Raw genomic sequence first — 23,895 nt, forward strand, 5'->3', positions numbered from 1 at the left:
GCGGGCGAAGGCGCTGAAATGGATGGCGTGACGAGGGAGCGAGAACCGGGTCCCGGTTTTGGGGCGTGCTGGGACGTGTCCCCGCCCCTCCCCGCGTGATAATCCGCCCGCGCTGGGCTGCAGATCTCACCAAGCAGAGCCCCGCAGGTGAAGCAACTACGGAAAAATCGTGCAGCTGGGGCCCGCACCCCAAAGGATGCGGGCCCCAGCTGCAAACTGCGCGTATCAGGCGGGAACGATGTTCTCGGCCGTCGGGCCCTTCTGGCCCTGCGCGATGTCGAAGGTCACCTTCTGGCCTTCGAGGAGCTCACGGAAGCCCTGGGCGGCAATGTTCGAGTAGTGGGCGAAAACGTCGGCGCCGCCACCATCCTGCTCGATGAAGCCGAATCCCTTTTCCGCGTTGAACCACTTCACAGTGCCATTAGCCATGTCGATCTCCTTTGGGGCAGTGCATCGGGATCCACGCTCTGCGGATGCCGTGTCGCCGCAATGATCACCCCGCCGGAAAAAACCGGTCAACACGAAAGTACTCCCACCCTGAACATCTGATCAGGAGCACTTGAAGTTTTGGGAACCACAACTGCAACGGAAGCGACAGTAGCACGTCTCGACCGTCCGTGAGCGGCGAATAATTTCACTCCGCTCGTTGCGCCCAAAACCCTTATTGCGCGGCTCGTTAAACTCTCCCTCCGCGAACGCAGAAATTGATTCTCCCGGAGCGCAACGTCTGGTGCGCCCCAAGGCGAGTGGCGGCCCGGGGACACCCACAAGCCGGCCCGGGCAGCCACGACCTCGGCGTCCCCGCCTTCTGCGCCGAACTACATCGAGCCGGGGAGGGGACCGCGGACGCGGCCGGGCGACGGCTTCGGGATAGACCGCGGCGAACAGCCGCGTGATGCTCCGCCGGCGCCGCAAAACAGTTGTGGCCTGCGGCGGCTGCCACGATCGCATCCGTTCAGAACAGTCAGCCAGATTACTCACGCCGTAATCACTGGCGAGCCGGATGACCGGGAAACCGTCATGTCCGGTTCGGCGGGCGGCTGCGCGGAACAGGACTCGCCTCGTGGCGAGCGCCTCACCGCGCGGCCGCCCCAACCGCCTGACGCCACGGCTTCAAACGACTCCGCATCCGCTGGGAACACCGAGCCGACGTGCACGAAGCCTTCCTCAAACCCGCCTGCTGCCTGATCACCCGGCGACAGATCAACTCGTGGTGTTCTGGTGGTGCGGAGTCTGCGTCAGGCAGATGAGACGTCCTCAGCCCGCGCGGAGGAGAGCGTCGCGGTGGGCAAGGAGGAACTGGACGTCTTCGCGATAGCCGTCGGCATGCCGCTCCTCACGGTGCACGTCGAAGGCGGGGTTGCCGGTCCGGATCTGCTGCTCGATGTTGGCGGCCACGGCGGCCAGGCGTACCACGGCCAGGTCGAGAAGTTCAGCCGGGACGATGCCGCGACCGTAGGTATCGGCGACCAGCCGAAGTCGGGTAGCGCGGTCGGGGGGAGTGCTCCAGCCGAAAGCCTGGGCCAGGCGGGAGGAGGACAGCGGCACGAACCTGTGCGCCGCGTAGCTGAGGTCCCAGGCCCGGTTGGAGGGGCCGGCGAAGTCCCAGTCGATGATGCCGGTCACTTCCGTGCCGTTGAAGGTCATGTTCCACGGTGCCAGGTCGTGATGGCCGATGCAGTCGACGCGCACCGGCGCTGCGACCTCACGGTGCTGCCACGCCAGCGGGTTCTCAGCAACGAAGCCCTGGGAAGCGTCGTGCATCGCGCGGACCGCCAACACCACGTTCACCAGGGCCTCATCGGACCGCTGCGCCTCCGTGAGGGGATAGTGCGCGGCCTTCCCCTCGATGAACGTCAGGCGGTCACGCGTTCCTCCCGCGGTGGTGCCGAGGAACCGCGGAGCCAGCGAGAACCCGCTGCGTTCAAAGTGCCGCAGAAGCCCGCGCACGTTGGGGTTACTCGGCGCGCGTTCGACCACATCACCCCGGCGCACAGGGCGGGAGAACCTCCCACCCGACATCACCTCGTCCATGCGTCAGGACTGTAGCCGCTCCCGGCATTCAGACTTGTGCGGGCCGCGGAATTGCGCATGCACGCCAGCGCCTCGTCACGGCGCTTGGTCGCAGGGCCGGAGCGGAGAACGCCGACGTCCCGCGCAACGACCATCTCGCGCAGGGTCGTTGGATGACGGGGCCGGACGGCGAAACGCGGTCCGGTCACACGCTCGACGCCTCAGTTCTGATGGCCTGACAGGCTGTCCCGTTGTGCCACGAGGTCGAGTGCCGGCAGTCGGGACAACTCGGCGCGCGCGGCACGCATCGCGGCGCCGTAGCGCGGAGCGCCGAGCATGGCGGTGATGGCGTCGGCGATTTCGCCGCGGGGCGCGGTGAGGTCCAGTGCGCGCCCGAGGTCGTGACGGGCGAACGCGGCGGCGTTGGCGGGCTGGTCGGCGAGAACTCCCATGGCCAGGACGGGCGTTGCGCCCTGCACCGCGTCGAGCAGGGACGCCCGGCCGCCGTGCGTGACGAACAGGTCGGCGTGGTGCAGCAGCGCGGGCTGCGCGACGCGCTCGACGACCTTGATGCGGGGGTCGGCGCTCCGTAGGTGCGCCGCGAGATCGCCGGCGGACACGATCGCGTCGCAGCCGATCGCGGACAGCGCGGCCATGATCTCCCGGTAGGCGCTGCTCACGACGGTGCGGAGATCGGCCATTGCGGTGGTCAAGGTGCCGAGGCTCACGTAGACGAGAGGACGGGAGGAGGCGGAGCGGTCCAGCCGCTCGGGCAGGGTGGTTCGGAACTCCGCCACGGTGCGTCGGACCGCGTGCACCGAGGACGGGGGAGCAGGGTAGAACCACGAGACCGGCGCAGAGGTAACCATCGGCGGCAGCACGGGCGGATCCTGGTCGTACTGCTTGTAGAGGGGAAGCAGCGCGGGTGCGATGTCGGTTTCCCAGAGGTCCAGGAGCACCGGCCCGAGGCCGTTGTCCGCTGCCAGCAGGGGCAGTCCCAAGACCGTGGCCGCCAGGTGTGCGCCGAGATCGCTGCACTCGGCAATCACCAGATCCGGGCGGTCCGCTGTCCACGCGGCGAGCAGGTCACGGGCCTTCGCCTCGGCCTGTTCCGGCCAGAGATGAGCGAAGGCGTACCGGTTGAAGGGCGCGTTTCCCCAGTCCTTCCAGACCTCGCTCGCCGTCTGCTGAACGAGGGGATCGCAGGTCCAGTTCGTCCCGGCTCGGTGGAACTCCGCCCCGCGCCGCAGGACTTCGCGGCGGAACATGGGCGGAGCGTGCAGCGCGACACGGTGCTCCTGCTCGACGACCGGGCAGATGACGTAATCCAGTGCGGACACATGCGAGGGAATCGGCTCAGCGGTGATCGCTATCCGTAAGGTCACGGACACTCCATGGTTCTCGTCGAGGCGGGACTCGGTGATCTCACCACGCCGTCGCCAACTGCGGTCAGCGGGACGGTGGTTGTCGCCCCGTTCCTCGTTCGACCACGGCGGGCCGCGCGGGCGCAGACGTTTTCTGTCGCAGCCGACCGACGCGACGTGTTCGGACGACCCGAGCTTGCACGTGGACCTGTCCCAGGCACCACAGGCAGCGGCCGGTTCGAGAAAGGCGCATGCGAAAACCGCCCCTGAGCTGGAGAAGCATCACCCGCCTGGAACGTTGGAACGGGATGCTGTGGTGCTGCAGGCGCCCGATGGATGGGCAACAAGCCTGTGACTCGGCTGAGATGACGCCACGACACCGCGGATGTGCACTTCGGCGAAACCCTCCATGCACCTCCCGGATGATCGATCCCCAGTGCGTTCGCAGCAGGGGACGTCGCGGAAGGTTGGCTGCACCGGATGGGGCGTTGAGGGGTGCGCGAAGAGCTGGGCGATCGGGGTGCGCTCATCACCCTGCAACGGTTCTCGACCGGGTGATCGCCGCTGGCCATGGGCATGAATGCGGGCCCCTTGGTGGCTTGGGGTTGCGAAGCCGGCCGAGGTCCAGGAGACCCTGTTGCCGCAGTTGCATGTGCTCGCGCCGGTCGAGTTCAACTCGGTTGCACCGACGTGTGGTTGTGTCGCTCGCTGGTTTGGGGATGCGGTCGATCGCCCGGGACGTGTTCGGCGGTATCCGTCGGAGCGGGGTTGAGGCGCAGGGGTGTTGGGTGGTGGATCCGGGGTGGCTCCCCGACCCCGGCAGGGTTAGAGCTGCTGGGGGTCAGCCTCGACGCGGAGTTCAGCCCAACAACGTTTGCCCCAGGGGCGCCTGGAGGGGCCAAGGATGTCGTATCCCCAGCGATCGGCGAGATGGTCGACCAGGTGGAGACCACGACCTCGGTCGTCGTCGGGCCGAGGGGCTAGCCGGGTGGGGAGAAGGTAGGGGGCTTTGTCGACCACGGCCAGGCGTACCTGGGTGGCCGTTGGGCGTTCCACGATCACGCGGATGCTGTGGCTGCTGGTGTGGTGCACGGCGTTGGTGACGAGTTCGGAGATGATCAGTGCGCCGGTCTCGGCGTGGGCGTCCAGGCCCCAGGCGGCGCAGGTGATGCGGACGAAGCGCCGTGCGGCAGCGGCGGTCTCGGCCGTGCAGGGGTGTGTGGCGTTGTAGCCGGGATGTCCGATGCTTCGGGGGCTTGCGGCGATCGTGGTGATCATTGGTGATCTCGTCGCCGGTCGTGCGGGAAGGCGCATCTGCAGCGGCGGGGCCGGGGGTCCGACGGTCTCCGTGTCGGCCATGTGCCACCACCCTCCCTCGGTCGGTTGTGCCGCCAGGCTTAGCCCATGCCCGCTGAGTCGGGATTCAACCAAGGACAGCACTTTTCCGGTTGTATTTGAGGCAGAAATCCTTGCAATGGGCACGCAGGAAATCTGTCGTGGCGAGGGTAGACATGAGGTGCCTGTCGGGTTACTGTCACTGTCGTATCCAGGAAGTCCAAGTGGGCACGGCAGAGATGAACTGCCGTGCGAGCAGGTCAAGCAGGGCGCGATCCACGGGGATCGCGAGCAGTACCCGCGGTATCCAGCAGTACAACCGAGTAACCGAAGGTAAGGAGCAGAGCACCATCGGGATCGCCCGGGCGGGGAGACAGCCCGTCCGGGTACCCCAGGCCCCGGATTGGAAGGTGGTCCCCGGTCACGCATCCGCTATCTCCGCAGCCCCGCCCTCCCAGGGGGAGCCTGCGGACAACGAAAGCCGGCGCAGTTGGCCGGTAGATGGTGTTACAAGCTCGGGGCCCGGGTGCCGCATGGCACCCGGGCCCCCCGACGCGCCCCAGGAAGAAGAGGTCTATGCCCCCTCGCAGTACCCGGCCCGCCGACAATCTCGACGATGACGACTACCCCGCCTACACCATGGGCCGGGCCGCCGAGATGCTCGGCGCCACTCCTGCCTTCCTCCGCACCCTCGGCGAACACCGCCTGATCACTCCCTTGCGCTCGGAAGGTGGCCACCGTCGCTACTCCCGTTACCAGTTGCGCATCGCCGCTCGCGCCCGTGAACTCGTCGATCAGGGCACGCCCATAGAGGCCGCCTGCCGCATCGTCATCCTCGAAGACCAGCTCGAAGAGGCCCGGCGCATCAATGAGCAACTGCGCGCCCAAGGCGGGCAGTCGCAGTCGGAGCCCTCAGCCTGAGGCGATGGGGCTATCTCAAGCCGACCGCGAAGTGTGGACCGGACGCCCGTCACGGCTGCTCCGCACTGCCGCCTCGTGCAGGAGACCGTAACCAGGGAACACGGCACCGTTTCAAGGGCCCCGGCGCCTCACCGGCTTCGCGGCGGTCATGCAGAAGCGCGATCGCCGCTCAGTCGGTGGCGCCAGGGGCGAGTCCGTTGGGGGGTGCGAGCGTGGCTTTCGCGGAGTTCGTTAGGGCATCGAGTTGGGCGGCGAGCTCGGGGTGGGCCATTGCCAGGTGGGGGCGGGTCGCACCCAAGGGGTGGATGAGGGCGGTGGGGTCGTCCTGGGCGAGGGCCGCGTCGAGTTCGCGGACGGGGGGACGGGCGGCGGTGGGAAGGTCGGTGAGTGCGGTGATCTGGCCGGCGATGCGGCGCAGGTCGGCGGCGTTGAGGCGAGCCCAGGTGGCGAGCGTGCGGTCGGCGGCGCGACGCTCGCGGGTGGCCTGGACGCGTTGTTCGCCGGTGGTTCCGGCGGGGCCTGGCCGGCCGCGCAGGTAGCGGCGTTCGGCGGCCTGACGACTGGCGACGCCGAGCGGGCGGGCGAGGTCGGCCCAGCTGGCGCCTGCGTCGCGGGCGGTTTCGATCAGGCCGCTCTCCCATCCGGCGAGCTGTTCGCGGACCTGCCGCAGCAGTGACAGGGAGGCCAAAGCCTGTTCCGGCCCTGGGGTGTCGGCGGAGCCATCGGAGGGCGTCTGCCGCCGGGCGGTACGCAGGGCGTCGTCTATGGCCTGCAGAGCGGCTGCGGCGGCGAGGAACGAGGCCGGGCTGGCCGGGCCGGCGCTGGCAGGGTTCGGCTGGTCGGCTGCTGTCACGAGCACCTCCTGTCGTCATCCATTCGATGACACCGTGTTTGTCATCCAATGGATGACATGCTACAACAGTTTCAGTGAGGCGCATTGGCAGCAACTGCCTGAACCTGGTGGAGGTGTTTTCACATGTTGATGCGCACTGACCCCTTCCGTGAGCTGGACCGGATGGCTCAACAGCTGATGAGCCCGGGCACCTGGTCGCGGCCGTCCACGATGGCGATGGACGCCTACCGTGAGGGCGACGAGTACGTGGTGGCCTTCGACCTGCCCGGCGTCAGCTCGGAGGCGATCGACATCGACGTCGAGCGGAACATGCTGACCGTGAAGGCCGAGCGCCGGCCCGCGACAAAGTCCGACAACGTGCAGATGGAGCTCTCCGAGCGGCCGCTGGGGGTCTTCTCCCGCCAGATCGTGCTGGCCGACACGCTCGACACCGAGCGCATCAAGGCCGACTACGACGCCGGCGTGCTCACCCTGCGCATTCCGATCGTCGAGCGCGCCAAGCCCCGCAAGATCACCATCGGCGGGGAATCCTCCCGCAAGGAGCTCTCCGGCTGAGCCGGGGCGACGAGACACCCAGGCAGCGGCGGAGGACGGGCATCCCGAACTCCCCTCTCCCGTCCTCCGCTGCCTCTTCCGCAAAAACAAGGAAGGTGGCAGCCGACGTGACATGGCGACGTCAAGCGTTTCTCGACCAGGTCACAGAACGCGGCGAGTACGAAAGTGTCCAGGAAGCCGAGCGCGCAGCCCGCGTGATTCTCGCCCTGCTCGGTGCCCACCTCGTCGGCCAGATACGCGCCCGACTCGCGGCGCGCCTGCCCGAGGACTACGCCCTGATCCTCCTCAACCCGCTGCAGAGCGCCGAGCCCCTGACGCCGGAGCGGTTCGTGCGGGCGACGGCGGCCTGGATCGAGGGCGCCACCGAGCAGACCGCCACCTGGGACGTCAGCGCCGTGCTCAGCACCGTCGCCGACATTGCCGGCGAGGAGCTACTGGGACAGATCCTGCTCCAGCTCCCCACCGGGTACGACCTGCTCTTCGGCCGTCCCCAGCCCACCTGACCCACCCACTCATCCGGTGACCACCGTCCCGGCAACAGAAAGGCAACCACAGCACGTGTTCACCGACCCGCGCGTTGCGCAGCCCATGCCCGCGATGTCGTACGAGCAGATGCTGGAGAAAGTCCGCTACGAAGGCGCCTACTCCACCCGCGAGCGGGCCGAGGAAGTCGTCCGCCTCGTCCTCGCGGGGCTGGGACGTCAGCTGACCGGAGAGGAACGCGTCGAACTCGCCGCCCGTCTACCCCTCGAAGCCGCGCGCATCCTGACCGCGCAGATCCCCGACACCCAACCGTTGACCGGCTGGGCCTTTGTCAAAGACCTCGCCGCCCGGAGCGGCACATCCCAGGCCACCACCCGCTGGGACACCGGAACCGTACTCGCCGCCGTCGCCACCCTGGCCGGCCCCGACCTCCTCACCCGCATCCTGCACCAACTCCCCACCGGCTTCGCCCTGTTGTTCGGCCGCGCCGAACTCACCCAGGCCGCGTAGAGCGCGCCGTATCCCGCCGCCGCGGCGCGCAGTTCACCGTGACACGTTCGCGGACCAGAAGAAGAAGCCCCTTGCGGAAGCTCCGATCGGGAGATGGCTGGCCCGTACTGGATTGCCGCCGACGAGCCCGACCACCGCCGCCAGGTTCTCCTCGGGCGCCAGGAAGCACGACCCGGCCCGCACAGCCTTCCTTCCCGCGCAGGCGCACTGCTTACGGCGGTTTGTCGAGAGCCACTTCGTCAGCGGGGAGGGGAGCCAGGTTGCTCCGTTGGTGACGGTGATGGACGCCAGCACAGGTCCGTGATCAGCGGTGAGAAAGGGAGCCATCCCGAAGGAGCGCCCCGCGGAGCGGGGTGGAAATGCCGGCGGCGCCGCGGTGCCGGAAGGCAAGAGGCCGACTTTGCTGTAGTGGGCGATCGCCGACGACGGGTGACGGGCCGTCGGGCCCAACTGGCGACCTCGGACCGCGGGCGCCGGCTGTGGGGTTCAGTGTGTGGGGGCTGTAGTCCTGGTCAGGCCGTGGGAGGCGACCAGTTGGGCGCTGCCGTCGGCCAGGCGGTAGGACAGGCCGGCCACGGCGAGGCGGCCGGCGGCGACCCGCTCGGCCAGGACGCGGGAGCGGTCCAGCAGCAGATCGACGGTGTGCCTGATGTGCTCGGCCAGGATCTCGTCGGCCGTCTCGCGGCCGGCGGCGCGGGCTGCCAGCACACTCGGGGTCACCCGCTCGACGACGTCGCGGACGAAGCCGGACGGCGCCCGGCCGCCGTCGGCGGCGGCCCGAGCAGCGGCGATGGCCCCGCACGAGTCGTGACCAAGGACCACGACCAGCGGGCAGTCCAGCACGCTCACGCCGTACTCGATGCTGCCCAGCACCTCCGAGCCGACCACGTGCCCGGCGGTGCGGACCACGAACAAGTCTCCCAGCCCCTGGTCGAAGATGATCTCGGCGGCCAGCCGGGAGTCGGAGCACCCGAACATCACCGCGAAGGGGCTCTGTGCCGGTGCGGTCTCGGCGCGGCGGGCGGCGTCCTGGTTGGGGTGTTCGGGCGTGCCCGTGACGAACCGCTGGTTGCCGGACAGCAGCATCTCGAAGGCGTCATCGGGAGTCGGCGTCAGGGTCTTGGTCATGGCGGCAGGCTACGGCCGGACAGGCGGAGACGCGCGGCCGGGTCCACCAACGGCGGCTTTTGTGCCTCCTCGGTGGACACACCGAGCCGACGGGCGAGGTGGAGTGGTGGTGAGCGGGCTGTGGCGGCAGGTCCTGTCACTGCTTCTTTCGCCGGTCAGTGGGGGCTCGGCGCGGCAGGTGGCATTCTGGCGGGTCAGGACGTGTGGGTGACGGCCCGGTTGAGGGGTTCCAGGTCCCCGTGCAGTGCGGCGTGGAGCGCGGCTGCGAGTTCGCGGGCTCGGTTCTCACTCGTGACGCTGTGCATCATGAAGTAGACGGGGCCCGCGTAGGCGTCCAAGCCGACCTCGCGGTTGCGGACCAGGCGGTCGATCGCGGCCCGGATCGCGTCGTTCGCGGCATCGTCGAGGGAGTATTCCGGGCCGGCGGTGAGGGTGTCCGCCTTCACCGTCCACCGCGGCCCGTCCGATTCGATGGCCACGAACACGGCGCGATCCGTCATGGCCTGCCGGTATGCGGCGTGGAAGGCCCGGGTGCCGCTGGCGTCGGGGATGAGGTGGGCGGGGCAAGGAACCGGCAGAGGTTGCATGAGGGGATTGTGCAAGAGGCCAGGCACCTTCACGTTCATTGACACCTGGCTACCGTTCCGGGCAGGCGCCGTCGTAGACCAGGCCCTCACTCGGAACTCGGATCGGATCGGATCAAGGCGGAACCCGCCGGGTGGCGGGCCGATCGATTCCCCCAGATACCCCCAGGGGCCTTGGCGTGGCGGGAGTGTCGCGCAAAGGGGGGCTGCCGGGCGGAGAGAGGTTCCGGCCCGGCAGCCCTTGCTGTGGGAGGGGTGAGTTCGGCTCGACGGTTGTGCCGTGGCTTTCGGCGGGGAGCGTCAACTGCCCGCCCAGAGGCGCTAGTCGGTGACTTCGATCTTTCCGTTCGGAGAGGTCGTGGCCGATACGAGGCCGGTGTCGGGGGTGGTCTCGGGGGCGGCGTGACCGTTGGTGCCGCCGGTCACGCGCTTGAGCATGCTCGCCAGGTCGACGCCCGAGACCGAGTTGAGGAGCTCCACGCCCTGGGCGACGTTGTTGGCGACCGTGCGGGGCAACTGGCCGGCGCCGTCGGTGGAGATGACGGTCATCTTGTCCACCGCGCCCAGCGGTTCGGATGCCTTGGCGACGACCTGCGGGAGGACCTCCATCAGCATCTGGAGCACGGCCGCGTCGCCGTACCGGGCGAAGGCGTCGGCCTTCTTCTGCATGGCGTCGGCCTCGGCGGCACCCTTCGAGGCGAGGGCCGCCGCCTCCGACTCGCCCTCCAGGCGCACCGCTTCGGCGAGCGCGGCGCGGCGCAGCTTCTCGCCCTCACCGGTCAGACGGGCCCGTTCGGCGGTCGCCTCGGCCTCCTTGACCTCGGCGATCCGGCGGGCCTCGGCCTCCTGCTCGGCCTGGTAACGGGCGGCGTCCGCGGGCTTACGGACCTTGGTGTCCAACTCCCGGTCGGTGAGCGCGGCCTGTCGCTCGGCGACCTTCTCCTGCTCGGACAGCACCTCCTGCTGGCGCGCGGCATCGGCGAGCGGGCCCGCCGCGTTCGCCTTGGCGGCCGCCGCCTCGGTCTCGACGCGGATCTCGGCCTGCTTGAGGTAGAGCGTGCGCTCCGCGACCGCGATCTCCTCGGTGGCCTTGAGGCGCGCCTGCTCCGACACCCGCTTGGCGTTGGCCTCGGCGATGTCCGCCTCCTGGCGGGCCCGCGCGGCTTCCGGCCGGCCCAGGTCCTCCAGGTACGAGCCCTCGGTGGTGATGTCCTGGATCTGGAACGCGTCCAGGATGAGGCCCTGCCCGGAGAGGCTGGCCTCCGCCTCCTCGGCGACCTGCCCGGCGAACGCGGCCCGGTCGCGGATGATGTCCTCGACGGCCATCCGGCCGACGATCGCCCGCAGCGCGCCCGACAACACCTCCTGCGTGAACCCGACGATGCCGTCCTGCTGTTGGAGGAAGCGCTGGGCCGCGGCCCGGATGGCGTCCTCGCTGCCGCCGACCTTGACGATCGCGACGCCGTCGAGGTTGGCCTTCACGCCGCGCAGGGTGACCGCGCCGCGCACCGCCACCGGCAGGTGCCGGCTGGACAGGTCCAACGAGAACCGCTGCTGCACGAACGGGACGACGAAGACGCCGCCGCCGACCACGACCTTCTGGCCGCTGTTGTCGACGCTGACCTGACCGGTCTCCGGGTCGGTGGACTTCTTGCCGCGGCGGCCGGTGATGATGAACGCCTCATTCGGTCCGGCGACCTTGTAGCGCGTGATCACCACGAGGGCGAGCAGCACGACGAGGACGACGGCACCTATGACGGCGATAACTACTGAACTCATGAAAAATCCCCCCTGCCTTCCTGGGGGTAGGCAGATCAAGAAGTGGGTTGTGCATGATCGGTCCCGCGGCGCGGAGCGCGCCGGGACCGGGCGAGCGGGGGCGGGCGCCGACCCGCATCGGCGTCCGGGTCCGGGCCGCCCCCGCTCAGCGTTCGACGGGGCGGACCGCCACCGAGGTGGACGACAGCGACGCCTCCACCCAGATCTCGGCACCCCGGGCCACCGGGACGGCGCTCCGGGCCGAGAGCTTCACGGGATGCCCCGCGAGGTGCAGCAGCACCTCGCCGTACCCGTTCGTGGGGATCGGGGTGACCACCGAGCCCGCGGTGCCGACCAGGTCCTCGCGGCGCGGTGCCGGGTCGGTCCGGTCGTCCATCAGGGCCCGGCTGAACCGCCAGGTGGCCGCCCCGGCCGCGGTGCCGGCCGCCAGCCCGATGCCGACGGCCGCCGCGGGGCCGAATCCGGTACCGCCGTGCACGATCGCGCCGGCGAACCCGAACATCGACAGGAAGCCGGCGATGACCGGCAGCGACAGCAGCCCGTCGAAGGGCCCCGCCAGCACGCCGCCGAACAGGCCCTCCAGCACGCCGTCGAAGATCAGTGACAGCGCGAGCACGACGATCCCGCCGATGCCGAGACCAAGAAACCAGGCCATGTTCAGCCCTCCCGCACTCGCTCATTCCGCTCGAACGAGGACGATCGTGACACGCGGTTCGGCCGCCGCACATTGCCGCATCCCGGCAATCTTTACGCGTCCTTAATGTGCAGCACCGCGCGCCGGTGCTTGCGTCGCGGGCTTTTTACCCAACCCCCGAGACATACCCCTTGACTGCGTGCAAATCGGGAGGAAACTGGGTTCTAACCAGACAACCGGAGAGCCGCACCGTTGACGAAGACGTTCGTTGACAGGAGACCCTTAGCATGGCTCTGGCTAGGCCCCCGGAAGCCCCGCGAACCGGAGCCTCGGCGACGACTGAGGTAGATGGTGACGATGTGGACTTCCGGGGACTGAGTTGTTCGGAACGGTTTGTAGTTCGGGATGGATTGATGAGGCGGCCCGGGAGCTCTTCCCGGGCCTGATGTGTGTCTGGGGGCGTGGCGGCCGCGAGCGGGGTGGGGCGCGGTGGGTTACCGGCCGTTGCCGCAGAGTTCGCGGGACTTGACCACGGTCAGCTTCACCTTCTGGTGCTGCAACGGGGCGCCGGCCTGGGGGTGTTGGGCGCACACCTTCCAGTTGGCGGGCCACAGCACGTGGCGCCCGGCGCCCCTGCCGTCCTGGAGTTGGACGTCCTTGTTGTTGTGGAGTGCCTGGTAGGCGGCGGAGAGGGACTTGCCGTTGACGTTGGGCATGGTGTCGTCGGCGGCGCGTGCCGGGGCGGTCGCGGCGAGGGTGGCGAGGGCGGTCAGGGCGAGGGTCGCGGCGGCGCGCGGTACTCGGCGTGCGCGCGGGGCGTGGGGGGTGTGCGAGTTGGTCATGTCTGGAGAACGCGCGGTGCGGGTGGGAGTCACGACGGGGTGGTCGGGGGTTCCGTCGGGGGCGTGTGGGGCCTGGGCTAGGGTCGTTATCCGCTCGTGACCACGTGACTACAGTCGTGTAGACATCTCCAGATCGTCTGACTAAGGTATGCCTTCGCTAACTGAGGTAAGGCATACCGGTGCGGTCGTGCGGGCCGGAGAGGACGACTATGTGGGACGACGCGTTTCCGAGCTTCTTGATCGGCTTGAGAGAGGGTCTTGAAGCCGGGCTGATCGTTTCGATCCTCGTTGCCACACTCGTCCGGGCCGGGGCCAAGTCCCGCCTCCCGCAGGTGTGGACGGGCGTACTGGCCGCCATCGCGATGTCGTTGAGCTTCGGCGCGGTCCTCACGTTCACCGCCGCCTCACTCTCGGCCACCGCGCAGGAGGCGTTCGGCGGCACGCTGAGCGTCATCGCGGTCGCCTTCGTCACCGCGATGGTGTTCTGGATGCGGCGCTCCGCGCGCAGCCTCTCCGGTGAGATCAAGGAGAAGGTCACCGGGGCGCTCGCGATGGGCGCGGGCATGCTGATCGTCACCTCCTTCCTGGCCGTGGGCCGCGAGGGGTTGGAGACCGCGCTGTTCCTGTGGACCACGGCGCGGGCGGCCGGCGAATCCGTCGGCCCGATGATCGGCGCCGGGGTCGGACTGGTCATCGCGGCGGGGCTCTGCTGGGGCCTCTACCGCCGGGTGCTCAAGATCAACCTCACCAAGTTCTTCACCGCGACCGGGGCCGTGCTGATCGTCATAGCCGCCGGCGTCCTGGGGTACGGCCTGCGGGACCTCCAGGAGGGCGGGGTGCTGCCCGGCAAGACCGCGTTCGCCTTCGACCTCAGCCAGAGCATCGACCCGAGCGCCTGGTACTCCACCTTGGTGCAGGGCGTCTTCAACCTGATGCCGGCCATGACGTGGTTGCAGGTCTTCGGGTACGCGGCGTACCTCGTCGTCGTGATGACGCTGTTCGTCCGCGGGGTGCGGACGGCCGCGAAGCCGGCGCCGGCGCCGCGTGCGACCGAGGCGAAGGCGGCGGAGGCACAGCCGGCCGAAGTGAAGTCGGCCGAAGTGAGGCCGGTCGAGGCGGAGTCGGCGACCGCGTCCGGCTCACGCTCCGAGTCCTCGTCCGAGACCGAGGCTCAGGCCAAGCCCGAGGCCGAGCCCGTGACCGCGACCGCGCGCGAATCCGAGCCGGAGAAGGAAGCCGAGCCGGTCGCCGCCGCGGCCCGACGGAAGCGCCCCGCCTGGGTGTTGCCCGTTGCCGTGGTCGCCGTGCCCGCCGTCGTCGCGGGCGGGATCGTCGCCTTCGGCAAGTCCAAGCCGGCCGGGGCGCCGACCGTCGCGGTGTCCGAGACGGAGTGCGGCAAGGGCTTCACCGCGCCCAAGACGGGGCGGCAGACCTTCCAGATGCAGAACACCGGCGACAAGACCTCCGAGGTGTACCTCGTCGACCCGACGAGCAACGCGGTCTACGGCGAGATCGAGGGCCTGGCCCCCGGCACCACCCGCGACCTGGTCGCCACCATCGCCGGCGGCTCGTACGCCTGGCGCTGCGTCCCCACCGGCGGCAAGGCCGTCACCTCGGCCGCCGTCCGGGTCAGTGGCGGGGGCGGCGCCAAGGCCGTCGTGCCGGTCTCCGAGGAGGACCTCGCCGGGCCGCTGCGCGCGTACAAGAAGTACGTCGACGCGGGGTTGGCGACGCTGACCGACCAGACCCAGCGGCTCAGCGACGACCTCGCCGGCGGCGACCTGGACGCGGCCCGCACCGACTGGCTCACCGCGCACCGGACTTACTCCTCGCTCGGTGCCGCCTACGGCACGTTCCAGGACTTCGACAAGAAGATCAACGGGCGGGCCGACGGGCTCCCGGGCGGCGTGCACGACAAGGGCTTCAGCGGCTTCCACCGGATCGAGTACGGGCTCTGGCACGGTGCGTCCGCCGACGAGCTGACCGGGCCGGCAGAGCAGCTGCACGGTGAGGTGATGGGGCTGCGGAAGGCGTTCCCCACCCAGGACTTCGACCCCGGTGACCTGCCGCTGCGCACCCACGAGATCCTGGAGAACACCCTCCAGTTCGAGCTGACCGCCGACACCGACCAGGGCAGCGGCAGCAACCTCGCCACCGCCGACGCCAACCTCACCGGCACCCGCGAACTCCTCGACGTGCTGCGCCCGCTGATCACCAAGCGCGACCCGCAGCTGCTGAAGACCATCGACGCCGACATCGCCGGTCTCCAGAAGCTGCTCGACGCGGCGCACCACGGCGATGCCTGGACGCCGGTGGAGAAGCTGGACGCCACCACCCGGCAGCGGTTGAACGGGGTCACTGGGCAGCTGCTGGAACACCTGGCGCCGGTGCCGGACCTCCTGGAGATCCGCAAGTCCGCCTGACCGCCCACGGATCGGGGCGCCCGGACCGTCGGACCGTGCACGCGAGCACCACCGCCGACCACCGGGCCCCCGCCCGTATCCATCCCCATCACCCCATTCACCCCGCAACCGTCGCACCACCCCGCGCACGCTCCGAAGGGATCCACGAGATGTCCGCCGAAACGCCCGGCCCGCAGGGCCGCTGTCCCGCCGACCGGCGCTCGTTCGTGAAGACCGCGCTCGGCGCCGGCGCGGCCGGCGCGGTACTGGCCGGCGGCGGCTTCGCCCTGGCCCAGGGCCAGTCCGGTACCGCGCGCGCCGCCGACACCGCCGACGCCGGCAAGGTGCCGTTCCACGGCGTCCACCAGGCGGGCATCCTCACCCCGCAGCCCGCCGCCGCGGCGTTCGTCTCGCTCAACGTCATCGCGGAGAACCGCAAGGAACTCACCGACCTGCTGCGGACGATCACCGAGCGGGCCCGCTTCCTGACCGCCGGCGGCGCCCCGCAGGACCTCGGCGTCGGCGCCCCGCCGTCCGACAACGGGATCCTCGGCCCGGTCGTCCCGGCCGACGCGCTGACCGTCACGCTCGGGGTGGGCGCCTCGCTCTTCGACGACCGCTACGGCCTCGCCAAGGCCAAGCCGCGCAAGCTGGGCCCGATGCGGACCTTCCCCAACGACAACCTCCAGGCCGCCGAGTGCCACGGCGACCTGTCGTTGCAGATCTGCGCGGAGCGCCAGGACACCGTGCTGCACGCGCTGCGCGACATCGCCCGGCACACCCGCGGCGGCATGCAGATCAAGTGGCGGATCGACGGCTTCCAGAACGCGCCCCGGCCCAGCGGCACCCAGCGCAACCTGCTCGGCTTCAAGGACGGAATAGCCAACCCCGACGTGAAGTCGGGGCGGGAGATGGACCACTTGGTGTGGGTCCGCGACGGCCTGGGCGAGCCGGCCTGGGCGACCGGCGGCAGCTACCAGGTCATCCGGATCATCCGGATGCTGGTGGAGTTCTGGGACCGGGTCTCGCTGGCCGAGCAGGAGAAGATGTTCGGCCGCCGCAAGGACACCGGCGCCCCGCTGGACGGCGCGGGCGAGTTCGACGTGCCCGCGTACCACAAGGACCCGCACGGCACCGCGATCCCGCTGGACTCGCACATCCGGCTCGCCAACCCGCGCACCGCCAAGACCGACGACTCCCGCATCCTGCGCCGCGGTTACAACTACGACCGGGGCGTGGACAGCGTCGGCAACCTGGACATGGGGCTGGCCTTCTGCTGCTACCAGCAGGACGTCCGCCGCCAGTTCGAGGCCACCCAGGAGCGGCTGATCGACGAGCCGCTGGTGGACTACATCTCGCCGACCGGCGGCGGGTACTTCTACGCCCTGCCGGGCGTGCGGGACGGCTCGGACTGGCTCGGCCGGAGCCTGCTGGCCGCGGCCTGATACGGCGTCAGGAGTAGTGGTGGGGGCGGGGCGCCGCCCGGGTCCCGGACGGGGCCGGGGTGGCGCCCCGCCCCTCCCGTATGGTGCGGCGGCCGCCGGCTTCAGATCCGTAGGGTCAGCGGCGGGTGCGTCCCGTTCAAGTAGTGGTCGCCGATGGCCCGGAGACTGTGGGCGGGCGAGCGCTGGGCGGTCAGCACGCGGGCGTTGCGCCAGAACCGGTCGAACCCCGGGTCGCCGGCGGGGGAGTCGGCGGTGCCCGTCAACTCCAGGATGCGGGTGGTGATCTGGAGCGCGGACTGGTTGGTCACCGCCTCGGCCGCGGCGACCAGCACCGCGATGTCGGCGCGCTCGTTGACGCCCAGTTCCCGACCCATCAGCAGGCCTCTGGCCAGCGCCTCGGTGGCCGGTTCCACGACGGCCGCTGCGGTGTGCGCGGCGGCGACCAGTTCGCCGTAGGCGAGCAGCAAGTAGGGGTCGCCGCCCGGTCGTTCGGCGTACGGGGCCAGGGCGGGGGCGTCGGTCGGCCAGCCGCCGGGCGCGGCGCGACTGAGGTCGCGGGCCTCGGCGAGCGCGCCCTCGGCGATGCCCAACGCGACGTGCACCAGGGCCAGTCGCAGTGCGAGCGGGGCCAGTGTGGCGTACGGGGTGATGTGTTGCTCGTCGTGGGAGACGGTGCCGAGGAGTTGGTCGGGCAACACCGGGACGCCGTCGAAGGCGACGCTGCCGGCGCCGGTGAGGCGCTGGCCCAGGCGGTCATGGGCCGGGTCGGTGGTGACGCCGGGGTGGGCCGGGTCGACCAGCGCGGTCAGCCAGTTGCCGGTCTCGGTACAGGTGGCGCCGACGACCAGGCGGTCCGCGACGGTGACGCCGGCGGCGAACGACCGGCGGCCGTGCAGGAGATGGCCGTTGCCGTTCGGGGTGAGGGTCAGGGTGAGGTCGGGGGCGGTGCCCGAGGCCGCGGGCTCGGCGTCGGCCGGCGAGTTGCCGGTGTCGCCGGCCAGTAGCCACTGCTGTGCCGCCACCCGGCGCTCGAACGCGTCGGCCTGGTCCGGGCCGCCGAAGAAGCGGGTGTTCCAGGTCAACGCGTAGTGGCGGGCGAGGAGTTCCCCGATGGAGCTGTCGGCCGCGGCGATCTCCCGGATGACGGCGCAGGCGGTGCGCCAGTCGCTGCCGCCGCGGAGCGGGCCGGGCGGGGTCAGCAGGGCCGGCAGGCCGGCCTCGCGCAGCCGGGCGACTTCGTCGGCGGGCGGCTTGCCGGACCGGTCGCGGGCCAGCGCGTCGACGGCGAGGTCGTCGGCGACCTCGCGGGTGACGCGGGGCCAGATCTCCTCCTCCGCGGGGCGGGACTGCGGGGCGGCAGGACGTGCTGCGGACCTTTTCGGCATGCGCCGTTCACCGTCCTCGTCGGCTGGAACCGGGCTGTGAGCCCGACCCCCGGTCGGGCTTCCCTAGTTTTCCCACTGGATTGGTAGGGAATAGCTGCATGATGCGGCCTGAACTTCGGGGCCGGCAAGGGGTGTTCGAGGGATGGACGAATCAGGGTCGCATTCCGGACACCGGGTCGGTCCTCCGGCCGTCCGTCGCGGGGCGTTCGCAGGTCAGCCGGGTACCGGCGGCTACGGATTCATCCAGGACGCCGGGTCGCGGGTCAGCGCCGAGACCTGGTGGGGGAGTTCGGCCGACGCCACGTCGGCCAGCGAGACGCCGTCGAGGATCTGACGGACGTTGGCCCGCAGCGCGATCCACAGCGGAAGCAGGGACTCCGCGGGGCCGCTGTACGACAACTCCGGCGGGCGCACGCCCCGTACGGACACCAGTGGACCGTCCACGACGCGGATCACATCGGCGATGGAGATCTCGTCGGCGGCCTTGGCGAGGCGGTAACCGCCGTTCCCGCCGCGCTGGCTGAGGACCAGCCCGCCGCGCCGCATGTCGCCCAGGATGCCCTCCAGGAACTTGTGCGGGATGTCCTGGGCGTCGGCGATCGCCTCCGCCTTGAGCGGACCCCCGTCCGGGGCGTGCGCGAGTTGGAGCGCGGCGCGCACCGCATAGTCCGCTCTGGCTGAAATCCGCATGGTGGCATTATCCCCGAGCGGTCGGGCCCGGCCGTCGCCCCGCCCCCCTGACGAGGGGCGCGACCCGGTATTCCCGGCGCGCGCCGGCCGGTTCACCCCCGGCAGCGTGCCGGCGCACCACCCTTGACGCGGCCCGGCGGGGCCCTGAGACTCAAGGGCGAGAACCACGGCGAACAGGGTGGGAGTCGATGGGGCACACAGAGCGGGACGGCGACCGCGCGGCACGCGCGGACCGGCCGCGTCCCCTCCTCACCTCCCGCCGGCACATCGATCTGCTGCGCGTCTGCAGCGCCGCATAGCCCGCCGCCGGGCGCCGGCGGCCGGTTTCCGCTGACGCCGCGCCCCCCTTGGGCCCCGGCCCGCGCCCGGCACCACCATGCCGGCGCCCGCCCGCGCTCGCGCGGGGCCGCCGCCGGGTGCCCACCCGTACGACCCGCCACCGGACCTCGCACCCAGGGACTCGTATGACCTCCTTCACTTCCGCCTCCACCGCCGCTTCCGCCGCGACGCCCGCCTTCCGGGGGCGGATCGGCCCCGACCCGCGCAGCGGCCACTACCCGGCCCCGCACCGCTACCGCCTGCACCTCTCCCCGTCCTGTCCGCACTGTCTGGGCATCGCCCTCACCCACGCCCTGCTCGACCTCGACGACGTTCTCCCGCTGGACCTGCTGCCCGCCGTCCCCGACGCCCCCGAGTGCGGCTACACCGCGCTGCGCCCGCTCTACGAGGCCAGCGCGCACCCATACCAGGGCCCCGCCACCGCCCCGGTGCTCAGCGACGACTGGACCGGACGGATCGTCAGCACCCACGCCCCGGACATCCTCCGCGACCTGGCCGAACGGTTCGGCGGCCACGGACCCGCCCTCTACCCCGACTACGCCCGGGACGCGATCGACGCGCTGGCCCGGCGCTGCGAGCGGGACATCAACCAGGCCGCCCAGCACGCCGGTTCGCTGGGCAGCGACCACCCCGGCCACGAGGCCGTCCTGACCACCCTGCTCGACGCGCTCGCCGCACTGGAGCGCCGCCTGGCCGGCCGTCGCTACCTCCTCGGCGACCAACTCACCGTCGCCGACGTGCAGTTGTGGGTCACCCTGGTGCAGCTCGACACCGTCCATCGCTGGCACCTGGACGCCGCGGCCGTGCACCGGATAGCCGACCACCGCGGCCTGTGGTCCTACGCCCGCCGGCTCGCCGCCCTCCCGGCCTTCGCCCGCCACCTCGACCTGGACGCCATCGCCCGCCGCCACCACGCCCGTTGCCGGGGTCAGGAGGCCGCCGGGGCGGCCGTGCAGATCGTCGACTGGACCACCGCACACGCCCCCGCGCCCCGCATCACCCCGGCCCGGCGCTGACCGCCCGCCTCAGGTCGCCACCCGTAGGGGCAGCGACTTCACCCCGTGGATGAAGTTCGACACCAGCCGCTGTGGCGGTCCGGCGACCGCCACAGCGGGCAACAGCGCGCAGGTCTCTTCGTACAGCACCCGCAGTTGGAGCCGGGCGAGGTGCGCGCCCAGGCAGACGTGCGGGCCGTCCCCGAAGGACACCTGGGGGTTCGGGGTGCGGGCGAGGTCCAGCCGGCCCGGGTCGGTGAAGGACCGCTCGTCGTGGTTGGCCGAGCCGTGGAAGACCACGACCTTGTCGCCGGCGCGGATCCGGGTGCCGGCCAGTTCGGTGTCCTCGGCGGCGGTCCGACGGAAGCTCAGCACCGGCGTGTGCCAGCGCAGCAGCTCCTCCACCGCCGTGCCCACCGCCACCGCGCCGGTGCGCAGCGCGTCGTAGGCCTCCGGGTGGTGCGCCAGCGCCAGCAGCCCGCCGGGGGCGGCGCTGCGCACGGTGTCGTTGCCCGCGATGGTCAGCAGGAAGAAGAACATCTCCAGCTCGGGCACGGTCAGTTCGGGGTCGGTGGCGAGCGCGGTCAGCAGGTCGTCGGCCGGGTGCCGTCGCTTGTGCGCCGCCAGCTCGCGGGCGAACGCGAACATGTCCTGGAGCAGCGCGGGGGAGCGCGGGTTGGCCGGCCGGCCGTCCGCGCCGGCCACGGTCGGGCCGGCCTCGTCCGGGTCCTGGTAGCCGATCACCCGCCGGGTCCACTCCAGCATCAGCCCCCGCTCGCCCGGCGGAACGCCCAGCAGGTCGGCGAGGTTGAGCAGCGCGTAGTCGTCGGTGACCGCGGTGACGACGTCGCACACCCCGTCGCCCCCGGTGCGCGCGCCCTCGACCGCGGCCCCCAACAGGGCGCGGGCCCGCTCCCGTACGACACCCGTGAAGCGGTCCACCCGGCGCGGGGTGAACGCCCGACTGACCAGGCGGCGCAGCCGGTTGTGGTCCGGGGGATCCTGATTGAGCATCATCCGCCGGATGAACGGCAGGTCTTCCGGGTCGGGGTCGCGGATCTGGGTGGCGCCCAGGTGGGACGAGAAGGTCCGGGCGTCCTTCAGGACCCGGACCACGTCCCGGTGCCGGGTCACCGCCCAGAAGCCGGGGCCCGCCGGCCAGCCCAGCACCTCGGGCTCGTCCTGCCAGGCCACCGGGTGGTGGTCGCGCAGTAGCCGGTAGGCGTCGAGCGGCAGCCCCTCGGCGTAGCGGCGCGGGTCGAAGACGTCGGGAATCGCCGGGGTGTTGGGCGCGTTGGCCGTGGTGGTGCCGGGGTGCGGGGTGGTCGTGCCGTTCCCGTTGGTCAGGCGGCCGTCGAAGGATGCCACGCGCTCTCCACTGGTTCCGGGCCGGGCGCTCCCGGCGGGGACGGGCCGGGGCCCACCCTCGCCGCCACCGCCCCACCCACGCAAGGGCACCGCACTCCCGCGGCGGTCGTCACGGCCGGTCGGGCGCGCCGTCGGCGTCGTGCGGCCGGGCCGTGGCGGGTCCGAGGAGGCCCGCCTCATGGGCCAGGAGGGCTGCCTGGACGCGGTTTTCCAGGCCCAGCCGGGTCAGGATGCGGTTGACCCGGCTCTTGACGGTCGGCTGGGACAGCCCGAGGTCCTCGGCGATCTGGAGGTTGGACCGGCCGCGGGCGACCAGGAGCAGCACCTCCAACTCGCGGGCGGTGAGGGCGTCCAGGCGCCGACCGGCGGCGGTGGACGGGGACGGGGCGCCCGGCAGCAGGCCCGCCGGGAGCGCGGTGAAGGCGCCGATCAGCCGCTGGGTGACGCTCGGCGCGAGCATCGCGTCCCCGTCGGCCACCACCCGCAGGGCGTGGGCGAGTTGGTCCGGCGGGCTGTTCTTCAGCAGGAAGCCGCAGGCGCCGGCGCGCAGCGCGGCGTGCACATACGCGTCCAGGTCGAAGGTGGTCAGGACCAGCACGCGGGGCGGCGGGCCGGGGTGCGGCCAGTCGGCGAGCAGCAGGCGGGTGGCCTCGATGCCGTTGGTGCCGGGCATCCGGACGTCCATGACGACGACGTCCGGGCGAAGTTCGCGGGCCCGGGCGACCGCCTCCGCGCCGTCGGCGGCGGTGCCCACGACCTCGAAGTCCGGGCGACGGTCGATCACCGCCCGCAGGGCGTCGCGGACCATCTCCTGGTCGTCGGCGAGCAGCACCCGGATCGTCATGCGAGGGCCTCCAGGGGGAGCGTGGCGGACACTCGCCAACCGCCGTGCGGGCGCGGGCCGCTGTGCACGGTGCCGCCGAACGCCGCGACGCGTTCGCGGACGCCGAGCAGGCCCCGGCCCGAACCGGGCGGCGGCCGGTGCCCGGTGGCCGCCGGCCCGTTGTCGACGGCTATGGTCAGCGCCGTCGCGCCGCGGCGCAGCACGACCCGCACGTCCGTGCCGCCGGCGTGCTTGAGGACGTTGGTCAGGGCCTCCTGGAGGATGCGGTAGGCCGACACCTGGAGCGCGGGCGGCAGCGCGCCGAGGGCGTCGTCCAGCTCCGCGGTCACCCGGCAGCCGGCCGCCTCGACCGCCGCGAACAGCGCCCGGACGTGGCCCAGGGACGGCTCGGGCGCGGGGCCGGCACCACCGTCCCGGTCCTCGCCGGCGGTCAACAGGCCCAGGATGCGGCGCATTTCGACCAGCGCGGTGTCGGCGGTCGCCGCGATCCGCGCCACGCCCCGCCGGCCGTCCGCCACGTCGTCCTGGAGCACCTCGTCGGTGGCGCGCGCCCGGACGGCGATGGCGCTGACGTGGTGGGCGACCACGTCGTGCAGATCGCGGGCGATCCGGGCCCGTTCGGTGACCTGGGCCTGACGGGCGTTGCGCTCCCGGGCGGCGCGCAGGTCCTCGTTGGCGTCCCGCAGGCGGGAGTTGGCCTCCTGCAGACGCCCGTTGGCCTCGCCGAGCCGGAGGTTGAGGTCGCGCAGCCGGTCCGCCTGGAGCGCGATCCGCCGCCGCCCGTACCCCAGGAGCCAGGCGACGCCGTAGAAGACCACGAAGGTCGTGGCGGTGACCGGCTCCAGCGAGCCGAGTTGCGGAGCTGCGGTCCGGCCGGTGAGCAGGTCCGTCGCCACGGCCGTGAGCAGCGAGAGCGCCGTCCACAGCAGCCCGGAGCGGGCCGGCGTGCGGCGGGCCACCGCATACCCGGCGAAGATCAGCAGATACGGGCCGGGGATCTTGCCCGGCACCGGATCGACGACTTCGAAGGCGACGAACGCGGCGGTCATCGCGCACAGCACCGTCCGCGGCCACCGGCGGCGCCAGATAAGCGGCAGGGTCTGCAACCCCCAGAGCAGCACGCCGACCGGACTCGGCGCCGGGTGCCGGGCGAGCAGGGTCAGCATGTCGAACGCGGTCAGCCCGCCGCCGAGCGCGAGATCGCCGAGCCAGGGCCGCCGCTTGGCGAGTTGACGGTGGGCGCCCCGGAGGGCGGCCGTGAGGTGCATGTCCATAACGGGTCGCAAGGCTAACCACCCGCCCCCGGGGCGGCGATCGTCCGCGAGGAGGGAAACGGGCCGCCCGCCGACGCAACCAAAGGTGCGCGGCCCGGCGGCGGATCGGCAACCAGGACGACGCCGCGGCCACCCCCGCCTCCGTAGCGTCA

Annotated in this window: 23 protein-coding genes; 8 read left to right on the plus strand and 15 right to left on the minus strand. The window is 71.3% G+C overall.

Translation table 11 applies throughout. The features are described from left to right. Positions 1-225: 225 nt before the first annotated feature. The 4 genes from ACFVFQ_RS00310 to ACFVFQ_RS00325 form a co-directional block, all read right to left on the minus strand. Positions 226-429: a cold-shock protein gene (locus ACFVFQ_RS00310; protein WP_055566644.1), complete on the minus strand. Its 204-nt coding sequence runs from the start codon at positions 427-429 to the stop codon at positions 226-228. A gap of 828 nt (positions 430-1,257) precedes the next feature. Further along, positions 1,258-2,034 (minus strand): phosphotransferase, encoded by a 777-nt coding sequence (locus ACFVFQ_RS00315; protein WP_383405979.1) that lies wholly within the window; start codon positions 2,032-2,034, stop codon positions 1,258-1,260. 200 nt (positions 2,035-2,234) lie between these two features. Continuing rightward, the gene (locus ACFVFQ_RS00320; RefSeq protein WP_383405982.1) at positions 2,235-3,398 is read right to left on the minus strand and encodes a glycosyltransferase; all 1,164 of its coding nucleotides are present in this window, start codon (positions 3,396-3,398) and stop codon (positions 2,235-2,237) included. Between the two features lie 804 nt (positions 3,399-4,202). Further along, a complete protein-coding gene (locus ACFVFQ_RS00325) occupies positions 4,203-4,655 on the minus strand; it encodes an ATP-binding protein (protein ID WP_383405985.1) in 453 nt (150 codons plus the stop codon). A gap of 633 nt (positions 4,656-5,288) precedes the next feature. Between ACFVFQ_RS00325 and ACFVFQ_RS00330 the strand changes: the two genes are divergently transcribed. Beyond that, complete coding sequence (locus ACFVFQ_RS00330) at positions 5,289-5,633, plus strand: MerR family transcriptional regulator (RefSeq protein WP_383405989.1); 345 nt, start codon at positions 5,289-5,291, stop codon at positions 5,631-5,633. Between the two features lie 169 nt (positions 5,634-5,802). Here ACFVFQ_RS00330 and ACFVFQ_RS00335 read toward each other — a convergent pair whose 3' ends face one another. Then, complete coding sequence (locus ACFVFQ_RS00335; protein ID WP_383405992.1) at positions 5,803-6,486, minus strand: type III effector protein; 684 nt, start codon at positions 6,484-6,486, stop codon at positions 5,803-5,805. A gap of 123 nt (positions 6,487-6,609) precedes the next feature. Between ACFVFQ_RS00335 and ACFVFQ_RS00340 the strand changes: the two genes are divergently transcribed. The 3 genes from ACFVFQ_RS00340 (at position 6,610) to ACFVFQ_RS00350 (ending at position 8,034) form a co-directional block, all read left to right on the plus strand. Then, the gene (locus ACFVFQ_RS00340) at positions 6,610-7,041 is read left to right on the plus strand and encodes an Hsp20/alpha crystallin family protein (protein WP_383405995.1); all 432 of its coding nucleotides are present in this window, start codon (positions 6,610-6,612) and stop codon (positions 7,039-7,041) included. A 107-nt stretch (positions 7,042-7,148) separates the two neighbouring features. Next, positions 7,149-7,544 (plus strand): DUF2267 domain-containing protein, encoded by a 396-nt coding sequence (locus tag ACFVFQ_RS00345; RefSeq protein ID WP_383405998.1) that lies wholly within the window; start codon positions 7,149-7,151, stop codon positions 7,542-7,544. A 55-nt stretch (positions 7,545-7,599) separates the two neighbouring features. Next, positions 7,600-8,034, plus strand: coding sequence for a DUF2267 domain-containing protein (locus ACFVFQ_RS00350; RefSeq protein WP_383406001.1), 435 nt, complete (start codon positions 7,600-7,602; stop codon positions 8,032-8,034). Between the two features lie 486 nt (positions 8,035-8,520). On the opposite strand, the gene ACFVFQ_RS00355 is transcribed toward ACFVFQ_RS00350, so the two are convergent. The 5 genes from ACFVFQ_RS00355 to ACFVFQ_RS00375 all read right to left on the minus strand — a co-directional run bounded on the left by ACFVFQ_RS00355 (position 8,521) and on the right by ACFVFQ_RS00375 (position 13,001). Further along, on the minus strand, positions 8,521-9,162 hold the full coding sequence (locus ACFVFQ_RS00355; protein ID WP_383406004.1) for a carbonic anhydrase: 642 nt from the start codon (positions 9,160-9,162) through the stop codon (positions 8,521-8,523). Positions 9,163-9,356: 194 nt separating this feature from the next. Beyond that, positions 9,357-9,749 (minus strand): hypothetical protein, encoded by a 393-nt coding sequence (locus ACFVFQ_RS00360; protein WP_383406007.1) that lies wholly within the window; start codon positions 9,747-9,749, stop codon positions 9,357-9,359. A gap of 318 nt (positions 9,750-10,067) precedes the next feature. Further along, on the minus strand, positions 10,068-11,525 hold the full coding sequence (locus tag ACFVFQ_RS00365; protein ID WP_383406012.1) for a flotillin family protein: 1,458 nt from the start codon (positions 11,523-11,525) through the stop codon (positions 10,068-10,070). Positions 11,526-11,670: 145 nt separating this feature from the next. Then, the gene (locus ACFVFQ_RS00370) at positions 11,671-12,180 is read right to left on the minus strand and encodes a hypothetical protein (protein ID WP_383406014.1); all 510 of its coding nucleotides are present in this window, start codon (positions 12,178-12,180) and stop codon (positions 11,671-11,673) included. 473 nt (positions 12,181-12,653) lie between these two features. After that, a complete protein-coding gene (locus ACFVFQ_RS00375) occupies positions 12,654-13,001 on the minus strand; it encodes a PASTA domain-containing protein (protein WP_383406017.1) in 348 nt (115 codons plus the stop codon). 209 nt (positions 13,002-13,210) lie between these two features. On the opposite strand from ACFVFQ_RS00375, the gene efeU reads away from it, so the two are divergent. Together efeU and efeB are read left to right on the plus strand one after the other, a co-directional pair. Next, positions 13,211-15,424: an iron uptake transporter permease EfeU gene (gene efeU / locus ACFVFQ_RS00380; RefSeq protein ID WP_383406020.1), complete on the plus strand. Its 2,214-nt coding sequence runs from the start codon at positions 13,211-13,213 to the stop codon at positions 15,422-15,424. Between the two features lie 149 nt (positions 15,425-15,573). Next, positions 15,574-16,848 (plus strand): iron uptake transporter deferrochelatase/peroxidase subunit, encoded by a 1,275-nt coding sequence (gene efeB, locus ACFVFQ_RS00385; RefSeq protein WP_383406023.1) that lies wholly within the window; start codon positions 15,574-15,576, stop codon positions 16,846-16,848. Between the two features lie 101 nt (positions 16,849-16,949). On the opposite strand, the gene ACFVFQ_RS00390 is transcribed toward efeB, so the two are convergent. Together ACFVFQ_RS00390 and ACFVFQ_RS00395 are read right to left on the minus strand one after the other, a co-directional pair. Further along, the gene (locus tag ACFVFQ_RS00390; RefSeq protein ID WP_383406026.1) at positions 16,950-18,233 is read right to left on the minus strand and encodes an acyl-CoA dehydrogenase; all 1,284 of its coding nucleotides are present in this window, start codon (positions 18,231-18,233) and stop codon (positions 16,950-16,952) included. A 231-nt stretch (positions 18,234-18,464) separates the two neighbouring features. Next, positions 18,465-18,923, minus strand: coding sequence for an RrF2 family transcriptional regulator (locus ACFVFQ_RS00395; RefSeq protein WP_383406032.1), 459 nt, complete (start codon positions 18,921-18,923; stop codon positions 18,465-18,467). Between the two features lie 188 nt (positions 18,924-19,111). Between ACFVFQ_RS00395 and ACFVFQ_RS00400 the strand changes: the two genes are divergently transcribed. Together ACFVFQ_RS00400 and ACFVFQ_RS00405 are read left to right on the plus strand one after the other, a co-directional pair. Beyond that, positions 19,112-19,222, plus strand: coding sequence for a putative leader peptide (locus ACFVFQ_RS00400; RefSeq protein WP_342456883.1), 111 nt, complete (start codon positions 19,112-19,114; stop codon positions 19,220-19,222). Positions 19,223-19,387: 165 nt separating this feature from the next. Continuing rightward, positions 19,388-20,278, plus strand: a complete 891-nt coding sequence (locus ACFVFQ_RS00405) for a glutathione S-transferase C-terminal domain-containing protein (protein ID WP_383406040.1) — start codon at positions 19,388-19,390, stop codon at positions 20,276-20,278. A gap of 9 nt (positions 20,279-20,287) precedes the next feature. On the opposite strand, the gene ACFVFQ_RS00410 is transcribed toward ACFVFQ_RS00405, so the two are convergent. The 3 genes from ACFVFQ_RS00410 to ACFVFQ_RS00420 form a co-directional block, all read right to left on the minus strand. After that, complete coding sequence (locus ACFVFQ_RS00410; protein WP_383406978.1) at positions 20,288-21,532, minus strand: cytochrome P450; 1,245 nt, start codon at positions 21,530-21,532, stop codon at positions 20,288-20,290. Positions 21,533-21,734: 202 nt separating this feature from the next. Continuing rightward, entirely contained in the window at positions 21,735-22,469 is a 735-nt protein-coding gene (locus ACFVFQ_RS00415) for a response regulator (protein WP_383406043.1), read from the minus strand. Beyond that, positions 22,466-23,743, minus strand: coding sequence for a sensor histidine kinase (locus tag ACFVFQ_RS00420; RefSeq protein WP_383406046.1), 1,278 nt, complete (start codon positions 23,741-23,743; stop codon positions 22,466-22,468). Before ACFVFQ_RS00420 ends, ACFVFQ_RS00415 begins: the two co-directional genes overlap by 4 nt. Between the last annotated feature and the right edge of the window lie 152 nt (positions 23,744-23,895).

The sequence above is a fragment of the Streptomyces sp. NPDC057743 genome, assembly GCF_042798755.1.
Classification (GTDB): Bacteria; Actinomycetota; Actinomycetes; order Streptomycetales; family Streptomycetaceae; genus Streptomyces.